At 65.6% G+C, this 21,070-nt stretch carries 22 protein-coding genes and 1 tRNA gene; 12 read left to right on the forward strand and 11 right to left on the reverse strand.

Features of this window, described 5'->3' with window-relative positions; genetic code table 11:
* Window positions 1–130 precede the first annotated feature (130 nt).
* Window positions 131–1,210, reverse strand: coding sequence for a sorbosone dehydrogenase family protein (locus CXR00_RS12200; protein ID WP_219816006.1), 1,080 nt, complete (start codon window positions 1,208–1,210; stop codon window positions 131–133).
* Window positions 1,211–1,494: 284 nt separating this feature from the next.
* Between CXR00_RS12200 and CXR00_RS12205 the strand changes: the two genes are divergently transcribed.
* The 3 genes from CXR00_RS12205 to CXR00_RS12215 are packed head-to-tail and all read left to right on the forward strand — an operon-like array spanning window position 1,495 to window position 3,243.
* A complete protein-coding gene (locus tag CXR00_RS12205) occupies window positions 1,495–2,076 on the forward strand; it encodes a GNAT family N-acetyltransferase (protein ID WP_104054728.1) in 582 nt (193 codons plus the stop codon).
* Window positions 2,077–2,691: an HAD family phosphatase gene (locus tag CXR00_RS12210; protein ID WP_104054729.1), complete on the forward strand. Its 615-nt coding sequence runs from the start codon at window positions 2,077–2,079 to the stop codon at window positions 2,689–2,691. It abuts the gene before it with no gap.
* 30 nt (window positions 2,692–2,721) lie between these two features.
* A complete protein-coding gene (locus CXR00_RS12215; protein ID WP_104054730.1) occupies window positions 2,722–3,243 on the forward strand; it encodes an alpha/beta fold hydrolase in 522 nt (173 codons plus the stop codon).
* A gap of 4 nt (window positions 3,244–3,247) precedes the next feature.
* Here CXR00_RS12215 and CXR00_RS18270 read toward each other — a convergent pair whose 3' ends face one another.
* Entirely contained in the window at window positions 3,248–3,388 is a 141-nt protein-coding gene (locus CXR00_RS18270) for a hypothetical protein (RefSeq protein ID WP_181032538.1), read from the reverse strand.
* A 49-nt stretch (window positions 3,389–3,437) separates the two neighbouring features.
* Window positions 3,438–6,176, reverse strand: a complete 2,739-nt coding sequence (locus CXR00_RS12220) for an AAA family ATPase (protein ID WP_219816007.1) — start codon at window positions 6,174–6,176, stop codon at window positions 3,438–3,440.
* Between the two features lie 197 nt (window positions 6,177–6,373).
* Between CXR00_RS12220 and CXR00_RS12225 the strand changes: the two genes are divergently transcribed.
* The 9 genes from CXR00_RS12225 (at window position 6,374) to CXR00_RS12270 (ending at window position 13,015) form a co-directional block, all read left to right on the forward strand.
* Complete coding sequence (locus CXR00_RS12225) at window positions 6,374–6,970, forward strand: small multidrug efflux protein (RefSeq protein WP_104054731.1); 597 nt, start codon at window positions 6,374–6,376, stop codon at window positions 6,968–6,970.
* A gap of 118 nt (window positions 6,971–7,088) precedes the next feature.
* Window positions 7,089–7,742 (forward strand): hypothetical protein, encoded by a 654-nt coding sequence (locus CXR00_RS12230; protein ID WP_104054732.1) that lies wholly within the window; start codon window positions 7,089–7,091, stop codon window positions 7,740–7,742.
* Between the two features lie 596 nt (window positions 7,743–8,338).
* On the forward strand, window positions 8,339–8,497 hold the full coding sequence (locus CXR00_RS18275) for a hypothetical protein (RefSeq protein WP_181035548.1): 159 nt from the start codon (window positions 8,339–8,341) through the stop codon (window positions 8,495–8,497).
* A 38-nt stretch (window positions 8,498–8,535) separates the two neighbouring features.
* Window positions 8,536–8,715 (forward strand): hypothetical protein, encoded by a 180-nt coding sequence (locus CXR00_RS18055; RefSeq protein ID WP_146068491.1) that lies wholly within the window; start codon window positions 8,536–8,538, stop codon window positions 8,713–8,715.
* Window positions 8,716–8,728: 13 nt separating this feature from the next.
* On the forward strand, window positions 8,729–9,430 hold the full coding sequence (locus CXR00_RS12245; protein ID WP_146068492.1) for a hypothetical protein: 702 nt from the start codon (window positions 8,729–8,731) through the stop codon (window positions 9,428–9,430).
* A gap of 657 nt (window positions 9,431–10,087) precedes the next feature.
* Window positions 10,088–10,879 (forward strand): hypothetical protein, encoded by a 792-nt coding sequence (locus tag CXR00_RS12250; RefSeq protein ID WP_146068493.1) that lies wholly within the window; start codon window positions 10,088–10,090, stop codon window positions 10,877–10,879.
* Between the two features lie 421 nt (window positions 10,880–11,300).
* On the forward strand, window positions 11,301–11,795 hold the full coding sequence (locus CXR00_RS12260) for a hypothetical protein (RefSeq protein WP_104054738.1): 495 nt from the start codon (window positions 11,301–11,303) through the stop codon (window positions 11,793–11,795).
* A gap of 45 nt (window positions 11,796–11,840) precedes the next feature.
* Window positions 11,841–12,728 (forward strand): hypothetical protein, encoded by an 888-nt coding sequence (locus tag CXR00_RS12265; protein WP_146068494.1) that lies wholly within the window; start codon window positions 11,841–11,843, stop codon window positions 12,726–12,728.
* On the forward strand, window positions 12,725–13,015 hold the full coding sequence (locus CXR00_RS12270; protein WP_146068495.1) for a hypothetical protein: 291 nt from the start codon (window positions 12,725–12,727) through the stop codon (window positions 13,013–13,015). Before CXR00_RS12265 ends, CXR00_RS12270 begins: the two co-directional genes overlap by 4 nt.
* A gap of 270 nt (window positions 13,016–13,285) precedes the next feature.
* Here the strand turns inward: CXR00_RS12270 and CXR00_RS12275 are convergent.
* From CXR00_RS12275 to CXR00_RS12310, 8 genes are all read right to left on the reverse strand, one after another.
* Window positions 13,286–13,359: transfer RNA gene (locus CXR00_RS12275), tRNA-Pro, on the reverse strand.
* A 115-nt stretch (window positions 13,360–13,474) separates the two neighbouring features.
* Window positions 13,475–15,028 carry a ribosome biogenesis GTPase Der gene (gene der, locus CXR00_RS12280; RefSeq protein ID WP_104054741.1) on the reverse strand — a complete coding sequence of 518 codons (1,554 nt, stop codon included), beginning with the start codon at window positions 15,026–15,028 and terminating at the stop codon, window positions 13,475–13,477.
* A gap of 200 nt (window positions 15,029–15,228) precedes the next feature.
* Entirely contained in the window at window positions 15,229–15,930 is a 702-nt protein-coding gene (gene cmk, locus CXR00_RS12285) for a (d)CMP kinase (RefSeq protein WP_104054742.1), read from the reverse strand.
* Entirely contained in the window at window positions 15,927–17,036 is a 1,110-nt protein-coding gene (locus CXR00_RS12290; RefSeq protein ID WP_258060412.1) for a prephenate dehydrogenase, read from the reverse strand. The genes cmk and CXR00_RS12290 overlap by 4 nt, the downstream gene beginning before the upstream one ends.
* Before the next feature lie 3 nt (window positions 17,037–17,039).
* Window positions 17,040–18,287 carry a pseudouridine synthase gene (locus tag CXR00_RS12295; RefSeq protein ID WP_104054743.1) on the reverse strand — a complete coding sequence of 416 codons (1,248 nt, stop codon included), beginning with the start codon at window positions 18,285–18,287 and terminating at the stop codon, window positions 17,040–17,042.
* Window positions 18,288–18,310: 23 nt separating this feature from the next.
* Complete coding sequence (scpB, locus tag CXR00_RS12300) at window positions 18,311–18,952, reverse strand: SMC-Scp complex subunit ScpB (RefSeq protein WP_104054744.1); 642 nt, start codon at window positions 18,950–18,952, stop codon at window positions 18,311–18,313.
* Window positions 18,915–19,832 carry a ScpA family protein gene (locus CXR00_RS12305; RefSeq protein ID WP_104054745.1) on the reverse strand — a complete coding sequence of 306 codons (918 nt, stop codon included), beginning with the start codon at window positions 19,830–19,832 and terminating at the stop codon, window positions 18,915–18,917. Before CXR00_RS12305 ends, scpB begins: the two co-directional genes overlap by 38 nt.
* 5 nt (window positions 19,833–19,837) lie before the next feature.
* Window positions 19,838–20,737: an AAA family ATPase gene (locus CXR00_RS12310; RefSeq protein WP_104054892.1), complete on the reverse strand. Its 900-nt coding sequence runs from the start codon at window positions 20,735–20,737 to the stop codon at window positions 19,838–19,840.
* Window positions 20,738–21,070: the final 333 nt, after the last annotated feature.

The following is a 21,070-nucleotide window of genomic DNA, read 5'->3' on the forward strand; positions in this document are numbered from 1 at the left end:
CCAGACGGTGGTTCCACCTGCCCGGCGACATATTGTGAGCTGCCCCACGCTGCTGGTCGAAGTGCCCGCTGACCCGTACCGGACATCGGCGAGTTCCATCGGTTCCGCAACCAGCCGCCGGACTGCGGTATCAGCCGCCGACGCCGACATGCAGGATCCGGTCATCGTCGGGTCCGGGCCTGCCCCGGCCGTCCGTGTTGTTGGTGAGCACCCACAGGGAACCGTCGGGGGTCGTCACGACGTCGCGCAGCCGCCCGTGTTCACCAGTCAAGTATCCGGTGGAGGTCCGGAGATCGGCCATCGGCACCTCGCGCAGCTGCTCCCCGCGCAGGTTTGCGATGAAGATGGATTCCTCAGCGACGGCTATCCCGCTGGGACTGGCCTCAGCCGGTTTCCACTGTTGGACGGGGTCAATGAATCCGTCCCGGCCGGCCATGCCCTCGACCTCGGGCCAGCCGTAGTTGCCGCCTGCCTCGATCACGTTGAGTTCATCCCAGGTGTTCTGCCCGAATTCGCTGGAATACAGGGTTCCCTCCGCGTCCCAGGCAATGCCCTGCGGGTTGCGGTGTCCGTAGCTGTAGACAAGCGAACCGGGAAAGGGATTGTCCTCCGGTACGGCCCCGTCAGGTGTCAGCCGCAGGATCTTTCCGGACAGGGATTCGGTGTCTTGCGCGCTGCCGCGGTTTCCGGCATCCCCGGTGGTGGCGTAGAGCATTCCGTCCGGGCCGAACGCGATACGTCCGCCGTTGTGGACGGGGCCTGCCGCAATCCCGCCAAGGATGGCCTCGGCGGGCCCGAGTCCCAGTGAACCCTTGCTCCCCGTGAGTTCCCGGCGTTCGATGCGGTTCTCGCCGCCCGCGGTGGCGTAGCTGTAAATGAAGCCGTCCTGCACGGCGATGCCTAGCAGACCGCCCTCTCCCCCGCCGGCTGTACCGCCGATCGTGCCGATGCCGCGGACGTTTCCTTCGGCGTCGAGCTCAAGGATGCGGGCGGAGCCGCGTTCGCTGATCAGCGGGGTGCCGTCGTGGAAGGCTACCGACCACGGTGCGTCCAGACCGGTGGTGACGGTTTCCGTGGACGCCGTCCCGGCAGTCGTGCTGCTCTGCCCGGCCGGCTCGGAACTGCACGCCGCCGCCAGCGTCAGCGCGGCGGCAAGGACGGCAGCTCCGGCCGCGCGTCGTCGTCGTTCCATGGCGGGTCCGCGTTTCATCCGACGGGCTTTCCTGGGGTGGGGTGGCGTTACCAAGGGTAAGGGGCCTGGCGATCCGGGACGAGCCTTTGCCGCGCATTGTTCCGTCGGCAGTACGGCTGCTGTGTGTATCCGCCGCGTTGAACGGCAGGACGGGCACGGTCAGCTTCGGCGCAGGAGGCCCTCGCATTGCACAGCAGATTCTTCAAACAGAGGCCCGCCGGGCAACCAAAACCGGACTGCGGGGCCGGGGCCGGGTTATGCTCGGCGACGTAGCCGTACTGCCTGTCGAACAAGGAGCTTCCATGATCGAGGTCCTTCCGGCCACAACCGGCCGCTTCGATGATGTCTCCGCGGTCCTCTCCCCAGGCAAATCCGATTCCGCCGCATGCTGGTGCCTCAGCTACCGGATCCCCGGCGGCGAGTTCAACGCTCTGGCGGGCGAGGAACGCCCCGCCCGGCTGCGCCGCTTCGCGGAAGAAGGCACCCCTCCGGGTGTCATTGCCTACGTGGACGGCGAACCCGCCGGCTGGTGCTCGGTCAGCCCCCGGGCATCCCATCACCGGCTGACACGCTCCCGCACCATCCCCACGGTGGATGACGCCCCCGTGTGGAGCATCATTTGCTTCGTCATTCGGCCGCGGTTCCGCCGGCAGGGCCTGGCCGCCCGCATACTCGACGGCGCCGTCGCGTACGCGCGGGCGTCCGGAGCCCCGGCGCTGGAGGCCTACCCGGTGGACCCCGACGGCGTACGCATCAGCTCCGCGCTGGCGTACGTGGGAACCACGGGGCTCTTCGAGTCCGCCGGTTTCGAACGCGTGGTGGAGACGGCGTCGAAATCCGGCGGGCTTACGCGGTGGCTGATGCGCAGAGACCTGGCGGCCTAGATGAGCCGGCTGTCCCGCCCCGGGCTGTGGTACCTCTTCGACTACGGCATGGTGATTTCCACGGAGCCAGAGCCTGACGACTGGCAGGCCCTGCACCGGGCAACGGGGTTGGATCTCCAGCCGCCGGGGAGCCCGTACTGGGCACACCGCGCAGACTTCGACGCCGGGACAGCAACCCCGGAGCAGTACTGGGCCGGGGTCCTGGGCCGGGCTCCCGGCGCCGACGAACTCAGGAAGCTGGAAACCCTCGACGCAGCCCAGTGGTCCCACCTCAATCCGAACACCCTGGCGGTCCTGGACACGCTCAGGGAGGAGGGTGCGTCCCTGGCTCTGCTCTCAAACATGCCGAACGCCATGTCACGCCGCTACACCGCCGAGTCCGCGTGGCCCCGGTATTTTTCCCGACTGTACTTCAGCGCGCAGCTGAGGATGATGAAACCCGATCCGCGGATCTTTGAGCATGTTGCCGCCGACCTGGCCGCGCGGCCCGGGGACATTGTCTTCATTGACGACAACTCGCTAAATATTGCCGCTGCGAAGCAGCAGGGTTTTCAAACGCTTCTGCACACCCCCTCCACGGACCTGCGAGAGGAGCTGGCCCGGGCCGCCAGCTAGCGGACCGGGACCCGCCTGAAAGGAGAACCCATGGAAATCCTCTTCATTCACGGGGCCGGAGGCTGGACGGACGACCAGCCGATGGCCGCCGAGCTGCGCAGCATCCCGGGAGTATCGGTATTGGCGCCCCAATTTTCCGATGAGGACATGTCGGCCGCGGCCTGGCGACGGGAGCTGGACCGGCAGCTCCGCACTCTCGGCCCGGCACCGGTTATCGTCGGCCATTCCTTCGGCGCGTCAATGGCCCTGCTGCACTTCTCGGATGAGCCCGGGGAGCCCCCGCCCCGGGGGCTGGTCCTGCTGGCCATGCCGTTCTGGGGCTCCGAGGGCTGGCAGGCGGAGTACTCCCTGCCGATCGCCGCCCAGCTGCCGGCGGATCTGCCGCTGCTCCTCCACCACTGCAGGGACGACGACGTCGTGCCCGTTGAACACATCGACCGCCACGCGTCGCGGCTGCCGCATGCGCTCATCCGCCGGCATGACAGCGGCGGACACCAGTTTCAGGGGCGGATGGGCGAAGTCCTCCAAGATGTCACGATGCTGGCGCGCTGAGCTGTCAGGGGTCCAGCTCTTTTAGCAGGAACGCTCCGCTGGCCACTGCTTCGCGCACTCTCGCCAGCGTCGCCTGCGGGGTGTCCGGGGATGTATCGATGGCGTGCCGCTCCAGGGCTCCCAGATCCGCGAACTGATCCCACACTGCGGTGATGGCGCCTTCATCAAGGAGTGCGCCGGAGGGAAAGCGGACTTCAGGGAAGGGGCAGCTCCCGGAGCTGCCGGCGCGAATTGATGCCCAATTTGCGGAAGATGCTGCGCAGGTGGGCGTCAATCGTGCGCGGGCTGAGGAAGAGCTGCGTGGCGACTTCCCGGGATGTGGCACCAGTGGCCACCTGGCGGGCGATGTGCAGCTCGTGGGCGGTCAGGGAATCGGTGGGCTGGACACTCCGCTTGCGGGGGTGCTCGCCGGTGGCCCGCAGTTCGCGGGCGGCACGGTTCGCGAACGCGTCCGCACCCATGTCCAGCAGCAGCCCGTGCGCGGTACGGAGCTGTTCCCGCGCGTCATAGCGGCGCCCTTCGCGGCGCAGCCACTCGCCGTAGACAAGGTGGGTGCGGGCGAGGTAGGTGGCGATCCGGCACTGCCCGAGCTGGCTGATGGCTTCGCGGTAGTGTTCCTCAGCCTTCGGTCCCGTGCTGGTCAAGGCACGTGAACGTGCCGCCAGTCCGAGTCCCCACGGCGTGCCGCTGGCAAGGGCCCGGACGGCGAGATCCTCGATCGCAGGGGCCGCGCTCTCGTTCTGGCCGGAACGGCATGCCGCTTCGATGAGTTCGACCTGGGCAAGGTTGTGATATCTCAGCGCTTCGGACTCATAGGCGAGCGCCGCCGCGGTAAAAGCCGCGTCGTAGTTGCCCAGTCCGTTGTGCAGCACCGCAATGGCGTACTGGGCCAGGGAATCCTCGGTGCCGTGCGCATCTCCGGCGGCTCGTTGAAGGATGGCCGCGTGGATTTCAGCGGTCTCGTCCGGACGTCCCCGCCAGGCGTAGTTGACGAGCCGTGCGTGAAGCACGGGGACCGCCTGGGAAGGCGCCGCGAGGGCGGTCAGCTCGGCGCTGCGGGCGAGCTCGCCCGAGAGCACCAGCATGGTGGACCTGCCCAGAAGCGCGACCGGGAGCGTGGCCAGGGCGCCGGCCTCCCGGGTCAGCTTTAAGTGGCGGATGCTCAGGGTGTGGAACAGCTCGTCGTCGAAGATGGCCATCGCAGATCTGCTGGCCAGCCAGCCCCAGCGGCATCTGCCGGTGGTGTCCATGGGGTCAGCGGCTCCCCCATCGTCAGCGAACGCCGCCAACGCACGCCGCAGGCCGGGCACCCCCGCGGCGTATCCGTGCGTGAACAGGGATATCAGTCCGTCGAGCAACAGGTCCAACGGCCTCGGGGATCCGGCCGGGGCCGGTGCGGCCCGGGCAGCTTCAGTGGCTGCCGGCACACCGCTGCCGCTGCGGAAGCTGCCGGTGACCATGGCCGCTTCGAGGGCACGGAGGTAGGTTTCCCGTGACAGCGCCGGATCCAACCGAGCGAGGCCCCTGGCCGCATCCAGCAGCATAACCTGTCCTTCACTGCCGCGTGCGAGGTGGAACGCGATCTGGGCGCGCAGCAGTTGGAGGCGGGCGCGCTGCAGCTCATCCAACGGCCCGGACGCGGCGACAGCCAGCAGCTCCGAAGCGACGGCGGAACCACCGGCCTCATGCCTTGCTTGGGCGGCTTCAAGCGCCCGGGCCGCACGAGTCGCGGGATCGGGGGTCAGCTTGGACGCCTGCTCCATGAACACCCCAGCGGCGCCAAGCCCGCCGCGGGAGCGTGCGCGCCCAGCCGAGCGCATCAACTCCGCGGCGGCGTCCTCATCCGTTCCCAGCACGGACTGTCCGAGGTGCCAGGCGCGCCGGTCGGGGTCGGCATCCGGATTGGTGGCGGCGGCCAGCGCGCCGTGAACGCGGCGGCGGTCCAGCGGCGCGGCTGCCCGAAGCACCGCCGAACGCACCAGCGGATGACGAAACTGCACCCGGCCATCGATCTCCAGAAGTCCGGCTGCTTCCGCAGGCGCAGCAGATCCGGTATCGATCCCCAGGTGCTCGGCCGCGCGCCAGAGCAACGCCACATCTCCGGTCGAATCGACCGCCGCGGTCAGCAGCAACAGTTGGGTTGGGGCCGGCAGGCTGTGCGAGCGGCGCCGGAACGTATCCTCGATCCGGTGGGTGGTGTCCCGCACATCGGGCAGCTCGAAACCGCCCACCCAGGCCACTGACATGTTTCCAGCCAGTTCCAGCAGCGCAAGAGGATTTCCGCGCGCTTCGGTCAAAACGCGGTCCCGCATGTCCTCGTCCAGCGGGGCATGGGCTGACCCCGCCAGCAGAACCCGTGCGTCGGTTTCGTCCAGTCCACCCAGGCACATGACGGGCAAGCCGTCGAACGGGAGCAGGTCGCGGTCGGTGGGGTCGCGCACCGCGAACACCAGCACGATGCGCTCGGCCGCTATCCGCCGGGCCACAAAGGTGAGGACCTGGGCGGAAGCCTCATCCAGCCACTGCGCATCATCGACGAGGCACAGAAGCGGCCCTTCCTCAGCCGCCTCCGCCAGCAGGTTGAGTGCCGCCAGCCCCACCAGGAACCGGTCCGGCACCGCACCGGCCTGCTGCCCCAGCGCCACACCCAGGGCGGTCTGCTGCGGCTCCGGCAGGGCGGCCGCGTGGTCAAGCAATGGCGAACAAAACTGGTGCAACGCCGCATAGGCGAACTGTGTTTCAGACTCGACGCCAACAGCTGACATCACTTGAAACCCCAGGGAGCCCGCCTCACGGCGCGCGTACTCGAGCAGTTCCGACTTTCCGATGCCCGCTTCCCCGCGCACCACTGTTACCCCGCTCCAACCGGTACGTGCTTGTAAAAGGACGCTGTCTATCGTGGCGCGTTCAGCACGCCGACCCAGGAAATCCACGGTGGCCCCCTTCAGAGCATGCCAGCACCCTAATAGGCAATTTTTACCTACGCAAACGAAACCGGCCAGGCCGAGGGGCAGATAGGAGCCGGGGTAAGGCAGCGGTCCCTGCCGACGCGAAGGCACCGGCGCGGGTGCGAGCCTGAAGTACCAGCCGGACAGGCTTCATCACACCGCACCAGAAAGAGGTCCGCACCATGAATCCGATTCAGGAATTAATCATCAATTTTCAGGAGCTCGCCGCCCAGGTACCCGAGATCATCCGTCCTTTCATCGTGATGCTCGCCGGAGCCATTCCCTTCATCGAGGGCGAGGTTGCCTCGGTCATCGGCATGGTGGGCGGCCTGAACCCCATCGTTGCAGGCCTTGCCGCCGCCACCGGAAACTTCCTGTGCGTCCTCGTCGTGGTGCTCGTCACGTCGCGCGCACGCACGGCCGTGGTAACCCGCAACAGGGACCGCGCCGAGGCAACCCGGAACGCCACGCTTGTCCCGGCGGCTCCGGGTTATCAGGGGTCAGGGTCAGGGTCCGCTGCCGTGCAAGGATCGGCGTCGGCCAAACCCGAGTCAAAGGGACGCCAGCGCTTTGCGAAGTGGCTCGTCCGGTTCGGCGTCCCCGGCGCCAGCATCCTTGGGCCCCTCGCGATCCCGACCCAGTTCACCTCTGTGATCCTCATCGCGAGCGGAACCCCCCGTGGCTGGGTGCTGCTCTGGCAGGGAGTGGCAATCATTCTTTGGACTGCCGTCGCCACGGTGTCGCTCTGGGCCGCCCTCACCTTCGTCGTCGGGGTCTAGGCCGTATGCGGGAAAAACCGGCATGGGAATAACTATCGAGGGTCTTCAGGCAGCGCCGTCGAACCGGCGGTGCTGCCCTGAAGAAGCGACAGCGGAAGAACCGACAGCGGGAGGAAAAATGGAATCCAAGCAAGCGGTGAAGCCCGGAGATGGCCATCTCCTGCCTCAATATCACTGGTGGCAGGCATTTTCGCGCTCCCTGTTCCATCTGCATCTCGCCGGAGCGGGCGGTGCGCCGGAGACCTGGTCCATCGACATCCGGCCCGGGGGTGATGCCGACGGTGAGGTGCGCGCCAGGCTGTACCGCAACGGTGTCAACAAAGCCGTTTCAATGGTCCCGGCAGCATTCGCGGTGCCGGGCGGAACCATTGAGGTTGAGGTCAGCGGCTTCGGACTGAAGCGCTGCCACTATGTCAGGCACGACGGCTCCGAGCAGCAGCTCGTGCCTGATCCGGTCTCCGCCGAGGGACGGCGGGCGCGTCTGGAGGCGAGCAACCCGGCGCTGAGCCGCACCCTTGGCTTCATATCGGTAAGCATCCTGGCGGTCGCCGCCGTACTCGGCGTTCCGCAAATCGTCGAGCAGATCATGCTGCTCCCGCCCATCGCCGATCACATCGGCACGCTCTCCAGCCCGTTCCGCCTTTCGGCCGCGGCCAACACGGCACTTTTTGTGGCGTCGGTGGCGGCAAGCACCGAACGCGCGCTGCGGCTGCGCTACAACTGGCTCCTCGACGGGAGCGCGTTCGGCGGCGGCGCGCTCGACGGGAACTAGAACAGGCCGGGCATTCCGCTAATCGGCAAAGGGCCCAACGGAACTCGCCTTTTATACCGAAAAGCTCGGAAAGCTGGCGGATTCCCTTATGTTTACAGGGAACCGGGCGACTGACTGCCTCCGGTGGTACTCGGTCATTTGCGGCCGGTGAAACTGCATTTGATGACTAATGACCATTTGAACCCCTTTTGGCGCAGCTCCGAGCCCACCAGAACATTCTCCCCATGCCCGCCACATGTAACCGAGCATGGCTGTGCTGGTGGCATTCGATCTGCGGTCTGGAGCTAAAAGTGCATCGCAGCGGTCCCTGGTTAGAGGGTGGACATAATCTCGGTTTGTGGTATGAACAGCGCCAATGGCGCGGTGCATCGCTGCATCCTGTGCGATGGCGATGCCAGCCCCGTCACTCGCGCGCATGTGATTGCCGTACAGTCCGCGAAGTTCAGCCCTCCGGCGCCACCTCCCGCGAAATGATTACCTGCGTCGATTGCAGACATTCCTACCCCAGGAACGCAGAACAGCGGATGTGGGAGCGGGTCGCGGAGACGCTTTCTGTTCAACCCAGGGTGCTCTGCGGGCCCTGCAATAACGGGTGGATGAGCGCTCCTGAAGACAAGACAGCACCAGTGGTCACGAGCATGGTCACATGTGAGCATGGTGTCAAGCTCATCGAGAGCATGCAGCAGGGAACTGCCCAATGGGCGCTGGCGGGCGGACTCGTGCGCGACGAAGTTTTTCTGGCGAGCTACTTCTAATCGATCGAGAACTGGTGCGGTCATTTCGCCATCGTGGCTTGGATGACTTCGTCCTGTTCGTCGCAGCAGGGAATATCGAGCAGCAACGCGAGTTCTCTGTGCTGCCAAATGTCGTTGGCAGCGACCCATGCCGTGAGGCTGCGCATGAGTTGACCGCGTGCAGGATTGCCGAACTCACTCGTGATCGCGACCTGAACCTGAACACCGATCCAATCTAGACAAAGGCGTACTATGGGCGAAAGCCTCAACCGTCTTCGTTCCTACCTGACTCGAACTGTGAGAAACATGCCCTCGTTCATCGACAGGCTGAAATCTGCCTTCGCCCCGTCCTCAACCAGTTCCAGCGATCGTGCACCGATGCCGGACTACGCAGTGCACCCACCGACTCAAGCTACGACCGCTGCTTCGCTGAAACCGACTGCCCCGGAACGTGAGTCACCCGTAGAGAAGATTGGTTTCTCCAAGACGGGCATGCTCCACCGGGCGTACTTCTCGCGTCACGACAACCAGGACGTGGTCGCGGACTGCAACCTGGAGACGATGCTGAATGAGGTACGCGACGCCGCACACGAGGATTTCAACCTGATGCGCTGCGGCCGCTGCTATCCAAATGCCGCGCGGCGGAAAGAGGCCGCGCCACGTCGGAAGACTCTGGCTCGCCGGTCGCCCGAGTTGGTCTATCTCGTTACGCCGGGCTCAGAGGCGCGTGCCGTCACCGTCAAAGCGTGGTTCACGAACGAGAATGGCCGGATCGATAAGGACAGGGGGGTCCTCGCTGTCGCGACCATCACCGATCTTGAGTCCGACCAGATGCCAACGCGGGATAACTGGGTGAGTTCGAAGGAGACCGATAAGATTTACTCGCTGCATGAGGAAATCCGGGGCGGCATCTTCGAACTCGATGATGCGATTCGTGAGGCGATCAAGCGTTGACAAAAAGATCCGTGACCGCGACATCAAATCAGGTGTCAGGTGCCGGGTCATTCTGCGGTCCTAGGTTCTCAGCTGCCGCATGCGCTTCCTGAGGTGTCCTGCCGAGTTTCGGGCCCTTGAGTAAGTCGTAGGCGGTTTGCTCCGGTGTTGTCACGAGAATCTGACCGAGATGAACATAGCTGGAACCTCCCAGACTTCAAATGTGGCCCTGCAAGTCCGCCAAGTCTGACAGGTAGCCCATGTCCTTGCTTTGAAGAGCGGAGGTTCCAGCCGCCTAAACCCGGTCCTTTATCTCGGCTAAAGTTACACATCCGACGAACTCGTTCAGTTTAGGTAGTACGTGCTGTCGTCGGTGAGGAAGTTTTCCTCACTCAGCACTCTCAACGAGGCGGCATGGAAATATCGGGAATCTTGGCGGAGATGAACCGGTCCGTTTTCGCCCCCGTTGCCGGCCTTGACAAGGTGATCACGCGAGGAATAAGCATGGGGGTGCACCAGCATCCGGCCGATGACAGCTGGATCAACGCCGACGCATCGGCCGCGCGACCATTCGTCTGACGCTGACCGACCTGACGTGGCGCGCGATCACAATGTAGCGACGGGGGAACGATGCCCGATCAGCACGCAGGCCGTCCGCCCCCCCTGTCGCCTGCATCCGTGTCGATGATCGAGGTCGCCTTGGTTGTTCCCGTCATCCGCAGGGGCGTGGGGGTCGACGGCAGGGGCCGCATCATCGTCGTTCGGCATGACGTCGAGGTGGACGTGACGAGGCTGACCGACGAGTGCGGACTGCCCACAGACGAGACGGTCACCGACGGCACGGTCACCGTCGCGCTCTGTTACCGCGAGTGCGGGACCGACCTTGTAGCGCTGCCCGCTGAGGAGTGCGACGGCACGCAACGGGCCGTCGCGTCAATGGTGCGCGAGGCGTTCGCCGTGTCAGTGACCCGCGGTGAGTCACCTCGTGTCGGCCTGCCGGATGGGCTGTGCGAGGCACTTCTGGCTGGCGAGGAAGGAGTCGACCGGAGGGAACTTCTCGACCGTCTCGATCCGCGCTCGTGTGCCTGTGCCGAGGAGTGCATTCCTCTGGCCACCGTCGATTTCGGAGAGGGCGGCGCCAGCGCGCGGACGGCGGTGCGCACCGTCATCCGTTCGAACCGGCAGCTTCTGGACCTTATCCTGTGCCTCGCCGAACGGGTCGAGGAGTGCTGTGCGGCGGTTCCAGCAGCCGTGGCGCCGCGCATCGTCGCGCTGTGGCCGATCGCCGACGAGAACGGAGACGCGTTCGACCAGCTCGTGAAGAACCGCACTCTCGAACTCGGGTTCGACCGAGATATGCCGAGACCGGGCTGGACGATCCGCAGGACTGGCTCGGGGTATGGCTGCTCGACGACGAATCGGCCTCGCGACTGCCCCTCCAACGTTCAGGCGCCGGCCTCACTCATGTGACACCGCCCGCGGGTGGAGATGGCGCGGCGTTCTCTGTCGAATTCGACCGTGAACGCCTCAGCGAACGCTCCGTGTTCGTCGTGATGGCCCATTCCTCGGGGGGTGGGCCCATTCGGGCTGCCGGCGCGGACCAGCTCGCCCTCGACGCTGAACTCGCCGCGACCGGGCTCAGCCAGGAGCAGAGAGACAAACTCTGGGGCCTCCCGGCCGATGGCAACCGCGACGGCGGTCTGGGCGGACTCGTCGGCGCCGCGATCTCCGCTCCGCCCGTCTTTCTCCCGACGGGCGATGGCACCGCGGGAGGAGAAATGCACGCCGTGGTGCGCCCGAGAAAGCTCGTCGAATCACCGCCCCGGCTACTGTCCGTCTGGCCACGCGGTGCGACGGTCCTCGGCGAGGAATCGCCGGAGCTCACGGAGGAATGGCGCAGCTTTCTCGAACGCCCCCGCGGGAGATCATCGTCTTTCGACCGCTCGCCAATGCCGCTCTCGAAGCGCCAGATGTAGGGCTGCGGGTGTGGCACGCCACAGTGGACGGTGAGACGTTCTTCGGGCTCCGACAGATCAAGCTGTTCCGCAGCGACGAGCAGGAGCTCGATGACGGCGCTTTCCGGTACGCCTTCAGCTTCACCGAGGAAGTCGAGTGGCACGGGAGGGACGAGATTCTCGTGCAGCTCCGTTCCACTCCGCCGATCGTGACAGAGTCTCCCCTCGGCCGGGACCACCCAGCGGTGCTTTTGGACGCGGACTTCCGCGGAACGATTCTCGACTCCCAGACCCTCTTCAGAGTCTGGTCCGGCGACACGTTCAACAACGGCATCCCCGCTTTCCAACAGAGGCCCACCGAGGGCGAGACCCTCCACAACGGCATCGCGGGTGGGCTGGCCCACTGGGCCTTCACCGCCACTCGCCCCTGACCGTCCATCCACAGACAGCATGCTTTCCAGAAAAAGGTGACGATGATGAGTTCACAAAACGAGACGGTTGAACTGGGGCTCGGCGACACGGGTCTTGATCCTGGATGCGGCGGCGGATGCTCCGGCGATTGCAGCTCAGGCGCCTCTGAACGCCCGAGGTGGTTCGCCGGCCAACTGGTCGGGCCGACAGATCTCGAAAGCCTCGAGCAGTGGGTGATCGGGCGCTCCAGACGCCACAACCGGATGCTGCACGGCTGGGGTGTGTCGTGCGGGCTGACAGTGACACGCACGCTGGAGCGTTCAACGGGCGAACCGGTGCCTTGGTCCCTCACTGTCGGTGTGGGCTACGGCCTCTCCTCCTGCGGCGACGAAATCTCGGTGCAGGGTCCGGTGCGCATCGACGTGCGTTCCCCGAAGCCCTCCGCTGAGGATGTGTGCGCCCCGCCTCCGGACCCGTGGTGTGCGCCGGTCAGGCAGCGCCGGGATCCGCAGCGAACCTACTATCTCGCCATCCGGTATTCGGAGGGACTCGACCGTCCGGTATGGTCCAGCGCGTGTGGCTGCGGATGCGACGACGAATGCGAATACAGCCGTATCAGCGAAGGATTCAGCCTCGCGATCCTCGACGAGATGCCCGCATGCCATGAAGGTTTCGACTCGTTCGGGCACGAGAACAGGCGGACTGTGCCATTCGGCACCGTAGACAGCACCGACGACAGGCAGGAAGCCACCCGTTGCACATCCCGGATGGCGGAGTACGGCACGCGTCCATGCCCTGAATGCTGCTCGCCCTGGCTCGTGCTCGCTGATCTGAAAATAGACGGAAACGGCACTCTGACGATCGATCCCCTTGCCCACCGCCGCTTCCTGGTGTCGTTCGGATCCGTCGGCTTCACCTGCGGTTGGGCGAGGGAGGAGGCAAACGGACATTGACCGGAGTGGAGCGGGAGGTGATCAAGACGGCGTTCGCATCGAAAGACGCAGATATTGCCAACTCACCGGACGCTGCGACGATCCTGTCGGCGCCTTCGATCGCGCTCCGTGGCGCCCAGCGCGGCGGAGCGATCAAGGATCTGCTGCGTGACCGGACAGCAGTCGAACTGGCGCAGTCAGATATCGAGGCGTTGGTCGCCGCGGCGGCAGGTTCAGGCGTGGACGTCCAAGAATTGCGCCGGCTGCACGAGACAGCCCAACTAGTTACCCGTGTGATCGGGCAATGAGCGTAGGCCCCAGCGCGTGGACGCCTATCAGTGGCTCCACGCCCCATTCATTGGTGGGAGGAGAAGATTGGTTGTCATCGTGAATGCTCATCTCCGGAAGGTGCGCACTACGAGCCCGGATGATCGAGGGAACCGAAACCCCACTCCGCATCTCGGACGACAGTGCCAGCTCAGCGGATCCGAAGGGTGAAAGTGATGGGCGTAGTGATGACACAATCGAATCCCTTAACCAAAAAGTCCCGGAAACCCTTAAGTCTCCGGGACATTCGGTCGGGTTGACAGGATTTGAACCTGCGACCCCCTGACCCCCAGTCAGGTGCGCTACCAAGCTGCGCCACAACCCGCTGTTCTGCCGGAATGTTTCCGGCCGAAGCAACTCGAATACTCTACCCCATGATTGGTGCTTTTCCCCAATCGGGAAAGCCCCGGACGCCGCAGCGGCGTCCGGGGCCCGAAGTGCTAGCGGTTCTTGCCGCGCTTTTCACGCACGCGCATGTTGACCTCGATGGGAGTTCCCTCGAAACCGAACGTTTCCCGCAGGCGGCGGGTGATGAAGCGGCGGTAGCCCGGATCCAGGAATCCGGTGGTGAAGAGCACAAACTTGGGCGGGCGCGAAGAAGCCTGCGTGCCAAAGAGAATGCGGGGCTGCTTGCCGCCGCGCACCGGGTGCGGATGCGCTGCTACCAGCTCGCCAAGGAAGGCGTTGAGCTTGCCGGTGGGGATGCGCTTGTCCCAGCTCTCCAGGGCCTTGTCCAGAGCGGGGACGAGCTTATCCTTGTGCCAGCCGGTCATGGCCGAGATGTTCACGTGCGGAGCCCACTCCACGTGGGCCAGGTCGCGCTCGATCTCGATCTGCAGGTAGCGGCGGCGTTCGTCGTCCAGCAGGTCCCACTTGTTGAAGGCCAGCACCAGGGCACGGCCGGACTCGATGGCCAGCTGCAGGATGCGCACATCCTGTTCGCTGAGGACTTCGTCCACTGCCAGGAGCACGACGGCAACCTCGGCCTTTTCCAGCGCGGACTGGGTACGCAGGGAAGCGTAGAAGTCAGCACCCTGTGCCATGTGCTGGCGGCGGCGGATACCTGCGGTGTCCACGAAGCGCCAGGTGCGCCCGCCGAGTTCAATGAGCTCATCGACCGGGTCGCGGGTGGTGCCGGCCGTGTCATCGACCACCACACGCTCGCTGCCGGCCAGCTTGTTCAGCAGCGAGGACTTGCCCACGTTCGGGCGGCCGATCAGGGCGATGCGGCGGGGGCCGCCGGACTTGTCCAGTCCGCCGTATGCCGAGTATTCCGGCAGGACCTCCATCATGGCGTCCAGCATGTCCGCGGTGCCGCGGCCGTGCAGGGCCGACACGGGGTACGGCTCACCGAAGCCAAGGCCCCACAGCTGCGCTGCGTCGGCTTCATTCTGGATGTCATCCACCTTGTTGGCCACGACGACGACGGGCTTGCCCTTGCCGCGGAGCATGCGCACCACGGCTTCGTCGGTGGCGGTGATGCCCACTGTTGCATCAACCACCAGCAGTACGGCGTCGGCGACGTCGACAGCGACCTCGGCCTGCCCGGCCACACGGGCATGGATGCCGCGGGCGTCGTGCTCCCAGCCGCCGGTGTCCACGAGGGTGAAGTTAACACCGTTCCATGTGGCCGGGTAGGACACGCGGTCACGGGTCACACCGGGGGTATCTTCGACGACGGCTTCACGGCGGCCCAGGATGCGGTTCACCAGCGTGGACTTGCCCACGTTGGGGCGGCCCACAATGGCGACGACGGGATCCTGGCGCAGCGGGGCGTCTTCGTCGTATTCTTCGAAGCCGCCGGCGAGCAGCGCGGCGTCTTCTTCGTCAAGTTCGTAGTCGGACAGGCCGGCGCGCAGCGTTTCGGCACGCAGTTCGGTCTCGGCATCGTCCATGCTGGCCAGGCGTTCGTTTACCTGGTCCTCTCCGGCCGGAACGTATTCGTCCTGGCCAGTCTCGTCGCCGGCAGCGCCGGAGTATGAGGAGTTCGTCATTTTTGCTTTCTTTCCGTTGAGGTCTGCAGCACTGCAAGCAGGCCGTCTCCGGACGTTCAGCCCGGTAAGTTTGTGTGGGGTTCCGCGGGTGATAACACCGCAGTTCCACCAGTCCATTGAAACACGCGCGGCGCCGGCAGGGCATTTGAGCCCTGCCGGTGCACTGCCATTGCGCTGCCGCCGGTGGTGTGGTCCTGACCCTAGTGGGTGCTGGCGTACACCACGTCCAGCACCGCCTGGACAGTCTCTTCAAAGTCCAGATCCGAGGAATCGATGGTGACCACGCCGTCGGCCGCCTGCTGGAAATTGACCACCGTGGAGTCCTTGGCGTCGCGGGTGATCACCTGTTCCTTGAGCTGCGCGGCGCTCTGGGTTCCGCCCAGCTGGACGCCGCGCCGGCGCAGGCGGGCTTCCTCGGACGCGGTGAGCAGGATCCGCACTTCCGCAAGGGGTGCGACGACGGTGGTGATGTCCCGGCCTTCGGCGACGATGCGCAGCCCCGAGTCCTTGATCAGCTGCTGCTGGCGGCGGACCAGCTCGGCGCGCGCACCCAGGGTGGTGGCCACCGCGCTGACCGAGGAGGAGACGATGGGTTCGCGGATGGCGTCGGTAACGTCACGGCCGCTGACGCGGACAAACTCGGCGTCCGGGGACGTGCTGAGTTCAATGTCCGCGGCACGTGCGGCGGCTTCGACTGCCGCAGCGTCATCGAGGTCGATGCCGGCTTCCATGCAGTACAGCGTCACAGCCCGGTACATGGCCCCGGTGTCCAGGTAGGCGGCGCGAAGCCGGCGGGCCGCTTCACGGCTGATGCTGGATTTTCCTGATCCGGACGGGCCGTCGATGGCCACCACGAGCGGTTTTCCCAGCCGGAACTCTGCCGGATTGCGTTCTACAGTCACTGCACTACCTTCCACCCGCGGGCGCTTAGTTCATTTACCAGGCTGTGCACCCGGCTGGGCAGGACGGAAATCTCCGCCCGTCCCACCTGCTGGCCGGAGGAATGCTCCAGCCGCAGGTCTTCCAGGTTCACGCCAATTTCGCCGATCTCGGTCAGCAGCTGGGCAATCTGTCCCGGCGTGTCATCCACCAGGACGGTGAAGGACACGAAGGACTGCGGCGGAGCACCGTGCTTGCCCGGAATCCGGGCCTGCCCGGTGTTGCCCTCCGAGATCAGCTGCGCCATGTCCAGGCGGGCGCCGTCCGCCACCGGATCCTCCAGCGTGGAGATGAGCCGGTTCAAATCTTCGCGGACGCCGTAGAGAATTTCCACCAGCCGGGGAGCGTTGCCGGAGAGGATCTGCACCCACAGCTTGGGATCGCTGGCGGCAATCCGGGTCACGTCCCGCAGGCCGTTGCCGGCCAGTGCCATGGCCTGTGCCGGCGTGTCCTGGAGCCGGCTGGCCACCAGGGAGGACATGACCTGCGGCAGGTGCGAAATCAGCGCCACGGACTGGTCATGGTCCGCGGCACTCATCCGTGAGACCACGGCGCCGAGATCGATCGCGAGGGCCTCCGCGCACTTGACCGCCTGCGGAGAGCTTTCCGGCGACGCGCAGATGACCCACGGCATGGAGGTGAACAGCTCCCCCAGCGCGGCAACGGGCCCGGACTTCTCCCGGCCCGCCATCGGATGGGTGCCCACGTAGCGGGTCAGGTCAGCGCCGGAGGCGCGCAGATCCGCCAGCACTGCACCCTTGACGCTGGCAATGTCGGCGACGACGGCGTCGGGCCAGTCCTTCAGCGCCTGCACGGCAAGCGCTGCAGTGACGTCCGGCGGCGCGGCGACCACAACCAGCTCAGGGGCAAAGCCTTCTTCCACCGTCTCCAGCAGCCGGCCGGCACCGATGTCCCGTGCCACGGCCGCTGTCGACGGCGAAATGTCGGACAACGCAACGTCAATGCCCTGCCCGCGCAGGCCCAGCCCGATGCTGGTCCCGAGCAGACCGGTTCCAATCACCAGGACGGGACCGGACAGGTGCGTGGCTGATCCCTGTGCCGCGCCCACTGCCTAGAGGCCTACAGAGGCGAGCAGGTGGCCAACTTCCGTGCGGCCGAGCACGCGGATGCTGCCCTGGCGCTGGTCGCCCACGCGGATCGGGCCAACCTGGGTGCGGACCAGACGCTCGACCGGGTGTCCGACAGCCTCAAACATACGGCGGACAATGCGGTTGCGGCCCGAGTGCAGGACAACCTCGACGAGGAGGTGGCCCGGTGTGGAGTCAACCAGCTTGAAGGAGTCCACCTGGGCGAAGCCGTCCTCGAGGTCCAGGCCTTCGCGCATCTGGGCGCCGACACCGTGGGCCATCGGCCCGCGGACCTGGACCAGGTAGGTCTTGGGCACTTCATAGGACGGGTGGGTGAGGCGGTTGGCGAGCTCGCCGTCGTTCGTCAGCAGCAGCAGGCCCTCGGTGTTGGTGTCCAGGCGGCCCACATGGAACAGGCGTTCGTGCTTGTTGGTGCTCTTGAGGAAGTCACTGATGCACGGGCGGCCCTCGGGGTCGTCCATGGTGCAGACCACGCCGCTGGGCTTGTTGAAGACGTAGTACTTCAGGTGTTCGTCCAGCTGCAGGCGCATGCCGTCCACGTGGATGGCCACCTGTGCGGGATCAACGCGGACGCCAACCTCGGTGACAACTTCGCCGTCGACCTCTACGCGGCCTTCACGGATCATGTCCTCACAGACACGGCGCGAAGCCACGCCTGCCTGGGCCATGACCTTCTGCAGGCGGATGCCCTCGGGATCGTGGTGGTCGGAGATGACGGGCTTGGCCGGGCGGCGGGTGGTGGTGCGCTTGACCACACCAAGGTTCTGCCCGAAACGCTCGTTGCGGAACGCGCGGTCTCCGCTCTTGCGCTGGCCTGACTGCGGGCCGCCGGTGCGGGAGGCGCCGCCCTTGCTGCCGTACGGCTTGGCCGACTTTGCGGCCCCGGCCTTGTAGCCTTCGGGCTTGAACTGGCCGGCACCGGGCTTGGAGGCGCCTGAGCCCCTGGGAGCACCTGCACCCTTGCCGTCAAAGGCGCGTGAGGCTGCTGACCGGAACTTTTCGGGGCGGCTTTCAGCGGACTCCTCGCGGGGGCGGTAGCCGTTGGCGCGGAATTCGCCGGCGCTCATGCCGGGGTCGCGCTTGGCGGCGGCACGGCCGCCGGTGCGGGAGCCGGCAGGCTTGGAGCCCTTGCCGAAGGATTTGCCGCCGGCAGCTCCGCCGCCGCCTCGCGGGTTGTTACGGCCTGATCCGGAGCGGGGTGCCTGTGTCATAAAAAGTCCTTCGGGTGTAGCGGTTAGTAAGTAGTGTCTTCAAATTCAGCCAGGTTTTCCAGCCCGGGCAGGTGCGGTGCAAGCCGCGGAAGTTCGTTGAGGTCGCCAAGTCCCAGCCGTTCCAGGAAGTACGGCGTGGTCCGGTACATCATTGAGCCGGTCTCGGGTTCCACTCCGGCATCGTCGATGAGTCCGCGCTGGACCAGGGTCCGCACAACGGAGTCCACGTTGACACCCCGGATGGCAGATACCCGCGCCCTGGAGACAGGTTGCCGGTAGGCAATCACTGCCAGGGTTTCCAGTGCAGCCTGAGTCAGACGAGCACTCTGGCCGCCCAGGACGAACTTCGAGACCACGGGTGCAAACTCGGCGCGGGAGTAGATCCGCCAGCCGCCGGCCACATCCCGCAGTTCAAAACCTCGTATTGAAGTAAAACTACGTACTGTGCCACCGGGTCCTCCCCCAGTATAACCGTCATACTCGCGCTGCAGTTCCGCGAGGATGTCCTGCACCGCCGGCACCGGGACCTCCAGCACCTCGGCGAGCTCTGCGGGGGTGACCGGTTCATCCACCACCATCAGGACCGCTTCGACCGCTGCCCGGAGGTCGGCGGGTTCCGGGGCAGGGTCAGCAGAGTCGGGCTGCGCCAACGGGTCCTGCGGCATGTTCCTCCAAAGAGATGTCATGAGTGTCAGTGTTCTTGATAGATCCGCCCCTGCCTGCGTCCTTAACAGCCGGCCAGGCTCCGGGGGCCGCCGACCAGCTGATCGATAGTTCACCCAGCGGATCCGGCTGCTCGAAGGAAACAGCGCCGTCCCGGAACAATTCCAGCAGCGCCAGGAACCGGGCTACCGCCACGGAGCTGCCGGCGTCGTCCACCAGCGCCGCAAACGTCAGTTTGCCCGCCGCGATGAGCCGGCGGGCAATAATGTCCGCCTGCTCGCGCACGCTGACCTTGGGGGCGTGCAGGTGGGTCAGCCCCACAGCGGTGGGTTTGGCCGCCCGCGGGGTAAGGGCTTTGGCGGCCAGAGCGGCGAAGTCCTGCGGGCCGGTCCGCCAGATCAGTTCCGGAAGCATGGCCGCAAACTGCGGTTCGAGGGTTGCCCGGCGCGGAAAACGCTCAGCTTCGTCCTGCAGACGGGCATCCAGGATGCCGGCAATTTCCTTGAAGGCGCGGTACTGCAGGAGCCGGGCGAAAAGCAGGTCCCGTGCCTCCAGCAGGGCCACGTCTTCGGCGTCCTCAACGTCTCCGGCCGGCAGCAGGCGGGCCGCCTTCAGATCCAGCAGGGTGGCGGCAATCACCAGGAATTCACTGGCTTCATCCAGTGCCCACGCCTGCTCGGCGTTTCCCAGAGCCCTGATGTAGCCAATGAAGTCATCGGTGACATCGGCGAGGGCAACCTCGGTGATGTCCAGTTCGTGCTTGGAAATAAGGCTCAGGAGTACGTCGAAGGGGCCGGTGAAATTCTCCAGCCGGACCCGGAAGCCGCGGACGGGCGGGGATTCGGATTCCTTGGCCGCGGAATCCACAGTGCCTGCTGCCATCGCAGTTAGGGGGCGCCGCCGCGGGAAATCAGTTCCTTGGCGAGGCGGCGGTAGGAGTCGGCACCGGGGTGCGTGCCTGCGTAGCTGGTGATCGGCTCTGCGGCCACGGTGGCATCGGCAAACTTGATGGTCCGCTTGATGACGGTCTCGAAGACTTTGTCGCCGAAGGCCTCCACCAGCCGGGAGATAACTTCGCGGCTGTGGAGGGTCCGTGCGTCGTACATGGTGGCCAGCACGCCGTCGATCTGCAGTCCCGGGTTCAGCCGGTCCTGGACCTTCTCGATGGTTTCCACGAGCAGTGCGACGGCACGGAGGGCGAAGAATTCACAGATCAGCGGGATGATGACGCCGTGTGCGGCGGTCAGCGCGTTGACGGTCAGCAGTCCCAGGGAGGGCTGGCAGTCGATGAGGATGACGTCGTAGTCGTCCGAAACCTTGCGCAGTGCCCGCTCCAGGACCTGCTCGCGGGCCACTTCGTTCACCAGCTGCACTTCGGCGGCAGACAGGTCGATGTTGGCGGGCAGCAGGTCAATGTTCTCGATGCCGGTCTCATGGATGGCCTCGCGGATGTCCACCTTGCGGTCCATCAGAACGTTGTAGACGGTGAGGTCCAGCTCGTGCGGGTTGGTGCCGAGCCCGGCAGACAGAGCACCCTGCGGATCGAAGTCCACCAGCAGGACCTTGCGGCCGGCTTCAGCCAGCGCGGCACCCAGGTTGATGGTGGACGTGGTCTTACCCACGCCGCCCTTTTGGTTCACCATCGCGATGATCCGGGCCGGTCCGTGGGAAGTGAGCACCGGAGGTTCAGGGAATTCCGTCAGCGGGCGGCCTGTCGGCCCCATCACGGACTCGGCTGCGTCCTGTGTTGCGTCCTGCAGAGTTGTTGAACTCTGATCGCTGCTCACGTAATAATCCACGCTTCCGTCTCTAGCTGTCCTGCGGGCTGTCCCTGTCAAGATTACAGCCGTGCAACACCTATACCGCGAATCGGCGCGGTGGAACGCCCGCGAGCCTTGACTCTCAACTAGAGGTAGAACGTTGGCTTCGGGCCGCCGTTTGCGAGTGAAGTTCCGGGCTCCCGGGCTCTCGACCCTCGTGCATGACGGTCCCAAAATCTTCCGCCGCGAATCTTTCGTGCAGATAAAGGGGGCATTCGCTCTCGCTGCGGATCCTTCGTGCAGCTAACGGGCCTAAAACCTTCCCTCGCAAAACCTTCGTACAGATGACGGGCCCAAAAG

This window comes from Arthrobacter sp. 9E16, from assembly GCF_002929435.1.
Classification (GTDB): domain Bacteria; phylum Actinomycetota; class Actinomycetes; order Actinomycetales; family Micrococcaceae; genus Arthrobacter_B; species Arthrobacter_B sunyaminii.

Bases quoted from the DNA above. Each gene is read 5' to 3' on its own strand.
- CXR00_RS12200 (WP_219816006.1), bottom strand. From the start codon at position 1,210: ATGAAACGCGGACCCGCCATGGAACGACGACGACGCGCGGCCGGAGCT.
- CXR00_RS12205 (WP_104054728.1), top strand. From the start codon at position 1,495: ATGATCGAGGTCCTTCCGGCCACAACCGGCCGCTTCGATGATGTCTCC.
- CXR00_RS12210 (WP_104054729.1), top strand. From the start codon at position 2,077: ATGAGCCGGCTGTCCCGCCCCGGGCTGTGGTACCTCTTCGACTACGGC.
- CXR00_RS12215 (WP_104054730.1), top strand. From the start codon at position 2,722: ATGGAAATCCTCTTCATTCACGGGGCCGGAGGCTGGACGGACGACCAG.
- CXR00_RS12225 (WP_104054731.1), top strand. From the start codon at position 6,374: ATGAATCCGATTCAGGAATTAATCATCAATTTTCAGGAGCTCGCCGCC.
- CXR00_RS12230 (WP_104054732.1), top strand. From the start codon at position 7,089: ATGGAATCCAAGCAAGCGGTGAAGCCCGGAGATGGCCATCTCCTGCCT.
- CXR00_RS18275 (WP_181035548.1), top strand. From the start codon at position 8,339: ATGAGCGCTCCTGAAGACAAGACAGCACCAGTGGTCACGAGCATGGTC.
- CXR00_RS12245 (WP_146068492.1), top strand. From the start codon at position 8,729: ATGGGCGAAAGCCTCAACCGTCTTCGTTCCTACCTGACTCGAACTGTG.
- CXR00_RS12260 (WP_104054738.1), top strand. From the start codon at position 11,301: ATGGCGCAGCTTTCTCGAACGCCCCCGCGGGAGATCATCGTCTTTCGA.
- CXR00_RS12265 (WP_146068494.1), top strand. From the start codon at position 11,841: ATGAGTTCACAAAACGAGACGGTTGAACTGGGGCTCGGCGACACGGGT.
- der (WP_104054741.1), bottom strand. From the start codon at position 15,028: ATGACGAACTCCTCATACTCCGGCGCTGCCGGCGACGAGACTGGCCAG.
- CXR00_RS12295 (WP_104054743.1), bottom strand. From the start codon at position 18,287: ATGACACAGGCACCCCGCTCCGGATCAGGCCGTAACAACCCGCGAGGC.
- scpB (WP_104054744.1), bottom strand. From the start codon at position 18,952: ATGCCGCAGGACCCGTTGGCGCAGCCCGACTCTGCTGACCCTGCCCCG.
- CXR00_RS12305 (WP_104054745.1), bottom strand. From the start codon at position 19,832: ATGGCAGCAGGCACTGTGGATTCCGCGGCCAAGGAATCCGAATCCCCG.